The organism is Lysinibacillus sp. OL1, assembly GCF_004332175.1.
Taxonomy (GTDB): domain Bacteria; phylum Bacillota; class Bacilli; order Bacillales_A; family Planococcaceae; genus Lysinibacillus; species Lysinibacillus capsici.
The window spans coordinates 266,780-273,708 of record NZ_SJDS01000006.1 but is presented as its reverse complement, the minus strand read 5'-3'; the positions used below and the strand labels follow the sequence as shown (position 1 = coordinate 273,708).

The window sequence follows — 6,929 nt, the reverse complement described above, 5'->3', positions numbered from 1 at the left end:
AATCGCTAGCAGTTCGATAGGTTCGCACGTGTCTAGTTCGTCAAATAATGCTGCTGCTTCATCTGTCCAAGCGAATAGTATCTCGTTTTCACCAATAAACAGGATCGCATCGTCTGGGTATCCTGGCTGTCTGAAAACCTCTAAATGTACCCCATCAAGTAACTGTGTTCGTTCAACTACGTAACTATAGCCCGGTTCAACCTCTACAATCTGCATTTGAGTATTCATAAAAACAACCTCCCATAAATATATTTATGACTACGAATTGTAGTCGATAAACACATAATACATCGACTACGTTCCGTTGTCAACTACATTCCGTTGTCAAAATTACATAATTTTTATATAATCAATTCAAAGGGAGAGTGGGATAATCTTATGCGCGTGAAATCAACTTTAAAGCAAGTATTGGACGAACGAAATCTATCTATTTCAAAGTGTGCTGAAATGTGTAGCTTACCAAAAGAGACTGTTCGACGCATGTACAACGACACTACAATGCAATATCAACGAGATACTTTAGGTACATTATGTAAAATATTGAATGTAAGTATTTCCGACATCTTAGCATTAGAAGACAAAAAAGACGACGGCCAATAACGGCTATCGTCTTTTTCTTATTTTCACTATCGTGATAGAACTATGCATCTCTCGCTCTGATTGTTTTGCTTCAAGTTTTTTATTAGTCATTATTTTTTAAACAAATCTTTAGTATCTCAAAAATAATCATACAAACACAAGTTACAACGCTGACAATTAATGTTGCTAATTCCACTGTTTTTCACCTGCCATTTATAAAAGTTTAAGAATAAACCCTCTAATAAAATCAGCAAGCTAGACTTCGAGAACAAAGAAAAAAGCGAAAAAAGTAAACCTCGAAACTAGCTAAACACTAAAAGTCTTTATTAGAGAAAATTAGTGTTTAGGCAGGTCTCCTGGCTTAGCTTCTTCCGCTGATTACCTTCCCGTACTCAAAGTATACTCAAAGTACAGTGAATATTAATCATTGTCAGCTTTCACAGTTGTGGGAACAGCGCCGGAATTTACCGAACTTCCCTTTTAAACTACATATAGTAGTACCAAAACATCAAATATGTTATTTTATTCTATATATAGAATAACGCTTTATGAAAAATAAGTCAATTATTAATAGAATTTTTATTGGAATAAATTTATGCTTACTAGAAAAAGCGCAAGCCGACTAATTGGCAGCGCTCTTTTGCTTACAATCACTATTCTAGTTAAAATAAAGCATACTCAATTAGACACTTTATTAAGTATTACCATTCATAATAATTAACACCATTCTTGATTGTTGGTTTTTTAATTATTCCATTACCTTCAACAATAGCTTGTCCACAACCAGACGTAGCACCTCCAAAAATACCACGTATAATTAATGAACCATCAATTTTAGAAGTTCCTGCTAACTTCCCACTCTCTTCAATAATTAATGTACTATTTTTTTCTATAGAAGTAGTTCCATTCACTTCACCACTTACTTTTACAATTGCCCCACTTTCGATGAATACCGTCCCACGTTGTTTTCCTTGTATTAATACGGTACTCCCACTGTGCACTACTAAAGTTCCACGTAAGCTACCTAAGAGAATAAACTCTTCTGTTTCAACGTGTACAGTACCTCGATGGGTTCCAGTTAAAGTGTAATTTTCTCTGATAACAAGTGGCGGTACGGCTCTTCCATCAATAATATCATCACTATATATATGCATAATTTCACCCCCTAATAATTAAATTATAACACTATCTTCTACGGAAACCATTATCCCCCAATTACGAGATAATTGTATATTTTATAGCTTGACAAACGCACCCAATAACTAGCAGAATGGCGCTCGCTCTATGAAATCGGCTGAAACGTAGTTACCTTATATCTAAAACTCAAAAAAGAGTAATAGACATAAAGTAAATACGCAATAACTAGCGTCATGTGACGTCTGATGTTTCTCGTTGCCCTGTTCGTATCGGAATTTCTTCCGCTATCATCTCATGCAATTACTGTCCTGCATGTGCGTAAAATACGCCTGATTATAGTTACCCTCTCCGTAAAGAGCCAGTAAACCTACCGCACCGTAAAGCCGTGCTCGCTATTCGTCGCTACGTTAACAGGGAAACGTGTATCTGCGATATAGCTGAATTTATTGCGTTGGCTCAGCATAACCTGACGTGTTTTTTAATGACGCTTAACGGCTTCTCGTCAGTGAGCGTTCCTAAAAAGACAATAGGAAACTAGACCTTTGCATTTTATCTTTTTTTCAAGTAAAATGAAGGCATATCATCGCTCATATTCAGTTGTGAGTGAAACACTTATGCTGGCGGGCATATTTGTGTTAAATCGGAATAAGAAAGGTCTGGCGCTCCAACGCTAGGCTTTTTCTTTTTTATTTACGGAGTTTCGTTCTCAATTTCCGCAAAGGTGAATACTCTAAGTGCTTGACCTGTATATCACCGTCAGTCATCTGCACATATCTGCGAGTCATCGTAATACTGGAATGACCTAAAATTCGCATTAGCGTATAGGGGTCACCGCCATTTAAAATAAAATTGCGCGCAAATGTATGTCTCCATGTATGAGCGGTGCTTCGAATTTCTTTACCTACTCCGGTAACGTCTCCGTAATATTTCAATCGTTTATTCATCTGCGTATCGCGCACTTCTTCACCGTAACAAGATAAGAAAATACGTTTCGCTTCAGGGAAATGTTGCTTATTCTCGTCTACTAACTCAAATAGAAGTTTCAATGTATCCTGCGAAATCGGTACGACTCTATATCGACGATTTTTATTAAACTCCGCACCTAAATGAATACAACGAGTCTTAATGTCGATTGATTCGGGTGTTATCGAAAGCAATTCATTCATTCGCATTCCCGTATCCAATAGACAAATTTGAAAAACATAATCGCGGAACCCTACGTAAGTACGTTGATCGCAGGCGTTTATTAATGCTTCAATTTGTTCATCTGTAAACGATTCTATTTTATCTACATCATCTTTTTGGCATCTGATATTATCCATCGGACTTATACGCACCATGTTCTCCGCCTTCCAAAAGTTGAAGGCCACCTTTAAAGCTCTAATTCGCATATTAATAGTGGCAGATGATAATCCTTTGCCATAGTCACCGCTCATGTACTTGTGATTCTTAAAACGCGGTGCTTCTTCTGTTAAATAACGAATGTATTCACGGCACATTGAAGATGTAACATCGTTAACATATCGAACCTTATAATCAGCTTCGAATAACCATTCGGTAAAATAACGCCAAGTGTTCGAATAATCCTCTTGCGTCCTTCTCCGAATACCTTCGCCAATCTTAGCGGTAATGAAATAATTCCATCCGTCAGACAGACCGATTTTATGTACGGTCCTAATCGATTCATTTTCACGCGCCTCTACTCTTGCTCTACGTCGTTTAATTGAACGATTTTCAGACATAAAAAAACGCTCCCTTCCGTATCGATTTTCAATACGTAAGAAAGCGCAATTTAGCGTTAATATTCATATATCCGATAGAAACCAACTAACAACTAGTCGGTATAAATACGTAAGCATGACGTCCTACTGTCCGTTCAATTCGTTACTCACAAACCTCAGGCGTACCTTCACGCTTTGCTGTTCTAAATGAAGTACCGCAACCACATGATGCGATGGCATTTGGATTATCGATGGTGAAGCCACCGCCCATTAGCGATTGTTTATAGTCAATTTTTGTTCCCATCAAAATCGGCGCATCTTCACGGGAAACAAGAATTGTTAAACCATGCTGTACATCTTCAAAATCATCATCTTTTTTCTCTTTATCAAAATGCATGCCATAGGATAGCCCGCTACAGCCGCCACCATTCACCACTACACGTAAAAAAGAACCTTGTTCTTCATTATGCTCCATCATTTCATTAATATGAAAGCCAGCAGCCTGTGTCACTTCTATAATTTGCTTTGTACTTGTCATCCCAATCACCTTCCTTCTTACGTATTATCATAACAATTTTGACCATTGTATGACAAACATTCAGCTTCAAGTCGATTATAAGTTATCATTCTCATATTTTTCACATTAATAGTATTTTTTATTCATGTTAATAAAAACATCATTGGTATAATAGTTACAACGAATTCTTGGCAGGGGGTAATATATATGGAGATTTCACCATATTATGAGAAAAAAATTCAATGTTTAAATTGCAAAAAAGAATTTCCAACATTAAAAGTGCGTTCAAAATTTATTAAAGTAGATCATACGGAAACAGATTTTCAACCTATTTATGCAGATGAAGTGAATGCTCTCTATTATAATGTTTTTGTATGTGAGCATTGTGGCTTTTCCTTTACAGAAGACTTTACAAAATATTTTGCACCGGGTATCCAAGATGATATACGTACACAAATTACAGAAAAATGGGTGCATCATGATTTCAAGGGTGAACGTACCGTATTTCAAGCCATTCAAGCCTATAAGTTAGCGTTTCTTTGTGGCACGATTAAAAAAGAAAAAAATGTAGCGATTGCTGGACTAACTTTACGTCTTGCATGGCTTTATCGTTCCTTAAACAATAGTGGACAAGAAGAGCGCTTTATGAAATTAGCACGTGATTATTATATGGAATCTTATTCTACCGAGGACTACAGCTCTACACAAATGTCAGCTGTCCGAATTATGTATATGATTGCTGAATTATCTAGACGTATTGGAGATATTGAAAATGCGACACGCTTCTTTTCTAGAGTCATTGAAAAACAAAGTGTCGGTGGTGAGGCAAAAATTATAGATATGGCGAAAGAACAGTGGGCCATTATTCGTGAAGAAAAAGAACATGCGCGTCATAAATAGGTAAATAAAAAAGTTCTAGCTTGCAAACAGCTAGAACTTTTTAAAAAGGCTTAGAATACTTGCTCTACTTCCACGATACCTGGTACTTCTTCTAATAATGCTCGTTCAATACCAGCTTTTAATGTAATCGTAGAACTTGGGCAACTGCCACAAGCACCTAATAAACGTAATTTCACAACGCCATCCTCAACATCTACTAATTCACAGTCTCCACCGTCACGTAGTAAGAATGGACGTAATTTATCTAATACCTCTTGAACTTGGTCGTTAATTGTTGCTTCTGCCATTTATCTCGACTCCTTTCCTTATAATGATTATAATGTTAGCAACAGAAAAAATCCAATATTGAATCACAAGGAGAGAAAATACTATGCCATCAACAAAACCTATGATTGAAATTTATGGAACAGCTGTCATCTGTGCTAGTTGTGTCAATGCCCCATCTTCCAAGGATACATATGAGTGGCTACAAGCAGCCATCAATCGCAAATATCCAGATCAAGCATATGATATTCGCTATATCGATATTGAAGGTCCAATTGAGAATGAACGCGACCAAGAGTATGCGTCACGTATTCAAGACGATGAATTTTTCTACCCCCTTGTCCTCATTAACAATGAGGTAGTTGGAGAGGGCTATGTCCAATTAAAGCCTGTATTTACGGCCCTTGAAAATTTAGGGTTTGTCCCAGACGAAACGGTTTAATAAAAATAAAGGGATTGTTTCAAAATGATTTTTGAAACAATCCCTTTCAGCTAATTAATCATTTTGACGTTTGTAATACCATAATAATCCTGATTTCATTAAGCGAGCGATACGCCCAGTTACTGTTGTATCAGCTAAGTATACAAAGCCTTGTTTTTTACCAAGAGCTCCCATAAAGCCTTTTAATTTAATATCTGGCATCTTCTCTGGTAAATGTTCACCTTTCCAACGCATACGAAGTACTTTCACAATTTGCTCCGCTTGTTCCTCTGCTAATTGTGCTGTTGGGGCTAAATCTGATGAAGCACAATCTCCTACAACATAGACATGTTCATCATCGAGTAAATTAAAATACTGTGTGACAAGTGGACGGTCATGTTTATCTTTCTCAACATCCATATCACGCACAATTTTGACTGGCTGGACACCTGCAGTCCAAACCACTGCATCGAGTAAAATTTCATCATCATGATTAAAAATTTTACCTGGCTCTACTCTTGTAATATTTGAATTGGCAACCACATCAACATTATGCTTTACAAACCAATCCTTTACATACTTACTTAGTTTTTCTGGAAAATCTTTCAATATACGTTGACCACGGTCAAATAGCTTGATTTTTAAATCTGAGCGACTTTCACGTAGCTCACTTGCAAGCTCAATTCCACTTAGGCCAGCCCCTATAATTCCAACTGTAGACCCAGCTGGTAACCCACAAAGTGCTTGGAATGTTGCACGTGATTTACCCATTGTTTGAATGCTGTACGTATACTCTTCCGCACCTGGTACACCATGATATTTATCTTCACAGCCAAGCCCAATGACTAAATCATCATATTCTATACGTTGTCCGTCTTCAAGAATGACTACTTTTTCCGCACGATTAATTTCAACGACTTCTCCATATACGGCTGTTAAACGTTCATGCTCTGGGAAGCTTACACGAATTTCTTTATCTGTTGCTGTCCCTGCCGCCAATGCATAAAACTCTGTTTTTAAACTATGGAAAGGGGCTCTATCTACTATAACTACCTCTCTGTCTAATGGTAGGCTGTTTAATAGACGAAGCATGACACGCATATTGCCGTAGCCGCCACCTAAAAGTACTAATTTTCCCATAATAGTCTCCTTTTATATCTCTTTTAATAATTGTTCACAAAGTATCCACAAACGAGTATAACCGATTGTGAGAAGTTTCACAATATCAGAATGAAATTTTGTGAAAGATTTCACAAAATAAACGAGAACCTGTTCATTTCTATTGATTTTTAAGCCATTAATAACAAATTCCCTTTATCTTTTATTAAAAAACGTTTCTTTTCTCTTAAACATAAATAATTGACGAAAATCGTAAAACCGAGTAGCATTA

Annotated in this window: 9 protein-coding genes, 1 pseudogene and 1 riboswitch; of the genes and pseudogenes, 3 read left to right on the top strand and 7 right to left on the bottom strand. The window is 36.8% G+C overall.

Annotated elements, in window-relative coordinates:
* The coding region (locus tag EW028_RS13470; protein WP_131521232.1) for a hypothetical protein at window positions 1-228 on the bottom strand (228 nt) is incomplete at its 3' end.
* Between the two features lie 150 nt (window positions 229-378).
* Here EW028_RS13470 and EW028_RS13465 point away from each other — a divergent pair.
* Window positions 379-600, top strand: coding sequence for a helix-turn-helix domain-containing protein (locus EW028_RS13465; protein ID WP_131521231.1), 222 nt, complete (start codon window positions 379-381; stop codon window positions 598-600).
* 308 nt (window positions 601-908) lie between these two features.
* Window positions 909-1,099, bottom strand: a riboswitch (cobalamin riboswitch).
* A 181-nt stretch (window positions 1,100-1,280) separates the two neighbouring features.
* Here EW028_RS13465 and EW028_RS13460 read toward each other — a convergent pair.
* The 4 genes and pseudogenes from EW028_RS13460 to EW028_RS13450 all read right to left on the bottom strand — a co-directional run bounded on the left by EW028_RS13460 (window position 1,281) and on the right by EW028_RS13450 (window position 3,975).
* On the bottom strand, window positions 1,281-1,733 hold the full coding sequence (locus EW028_RS13460) for a hypothetical protein (protein ID WP_131521230.1): 453 nt from the start codon (window positions 1,731-1,733) through the stop codon (window positions 1,281-1,283).
* A gap of 669 nt (window positions 1,734-2,402) precedes the next feature.
* Complete coding sequence (locus EW028_RS25890) at window positions 2,403-3,038, bottom strand: tyrosine-type recombinase/integrase (protein ID WP_255501643.1); 636 nt, start codon at window positions 3,036-3,038, stop codon at window positions 2,403-2,405.
* 57 nt (window positions 3,039-3,095) lie between these two features.
* Window positions 3,096-3,458, bottom strand: a pseudogene (locus tag EW028_RS26080) (hypothetical protein); the annotation flags it as partial.
* Between the two features lie 142 nt (window positions 3,459-3,600).
* Window positions 3,601-3,975: a HesB/IscA family protein gene (locus EW028_RS13450; protein ID WP_048394421.1), complete on the bottom strand. Its 375-nt coding sequence runs from the start codon at window positions 3,973-3,975 to the stop codon at window positions 3,601-3,603.
* A gap of 186 nt (window positions 3,976-4,161) precedes the next feature.
* Between EW028_RS13450 and EW028_RS13445 the strand changes: the two genes are divergently transcribed.
* A complete protein-coding gene (locus EW028_RS13445; protein WP_048394419.1) occupies window positions 4,162-4,854 on the top strand; it encodes a DUF2225 domain-containing protein in 693 nt (230 codons plus the stop codon).
* Window positions 4,855-4,904: 50 nt separating this feature from the next.
* On the opposite strand, the gene EW028_RS13440 is transcribed toward EW028_RS13445, so the two are convergent.
* The gene (locus EW028_RS13440; RefSeq protein ID WP_004228295.1) at window positions 4,905-5,141 is read right to left on the bottom strand and encodes a NifU family protein; all 237 of its coding nucleotides are present in this window, start codon (window positions 5,139-5,141) and stop codon (window positions 4,905-4,907) included.
* Window positions 5,142-5,224: 83 nt separating this feature from the next.
* Between EW028_RS13440 and EW028_RS13435 the strand changes: the two genes are divergently transcribed.
* Complete coding sequence (locus tag EW028_RS13435; protein WP_054549443.1) at window positions 5,225-5,560, top strand: YuzD family protein; 336 nt, start codon at window positions 5,225-5,227, stop codon at window positions 5,558-5,560.
* Window positions 5,561-5,614: 54 nt separating this feature from the next.
* Here EW028_RS13435 and EW028_RS13430 read toward each other — a convergent pair whose 3' ends face one another.
* Window positions 5,615-6,679, bottom strand: coding sequence for an NAD(P)/FAD-dependent oxidoreductase (locus EW028_RS13430; RefSeq protein WP_004228288.1), 1,065 nt, complete (start codon window positions 6,677-6,679; stop codon window positions 5,615-5,617).
* Between the last annotated feature and the right edge of the window lie 250 nt (window positions 6,680-6,929).

What these genes read in the sequence shown, in the direction of transcription:
- EW028_RS25890 (WP_255501643.1), bottom strand. Translation starts at nt 3,038, where the DNA reads ATGGATAATATCAGATGCCAAAAAGATGATGTAGATAAAATAGAATCG.
- EW028_RS13450 (WP_048394421.1), bottom strand. Translation starts at nt 3,975, where the DNA reads ATGACAAGTACAAAGCAAATTATAGAAGTGACACAGGCTGCTGGCTTT.
- EW028_RS13430 (WP_004228288.1), bottom strand. Translation starts at nt 6,679, where the DNA reads ATGGGAAAATTAGTACTTTTAGGTGGCGGCTACGGCAATATGCGTGTC.
- EW028_RS13440 (WP_004228295.1), bottom strand. Translation starts at nt 5,141, where the DNA reads ATGGCAGAAGCAACAATTAACGACCAAGTTCAAGAGGTATTAGATAAA.
- EW028_RS13460 (WP_131521230.1), bottom strand. Translation starts at nt 1,733, where the DNA reads ATGCATATATATAGTGATGATATTATTGATGGAAGAGCCGTACCGCCA.
- EW028_RS13435 (WP_054549443.1), top strand. Translation starts at nt 5,225, where the DNA reads ATGCCATCAACAAAACCTATGATTGAAATTTATGGAACAGCTGTCATC.
- EW028_RS13445 (WP_048394419.1), top strand. Translation starts at nt 4,162, where the DNA reads ATGGAGATTTCACCATATTATGAGAAAAAAATTCAATGTTTAAATTGC.
- EW028_RS13465 (WP_131521231.1), top strand. Translation starts at nt 379, where the DNA reads ATGCGCGTGAAATCAACTTTAAAGCAAGTATTGGACGAACGAAATCTA.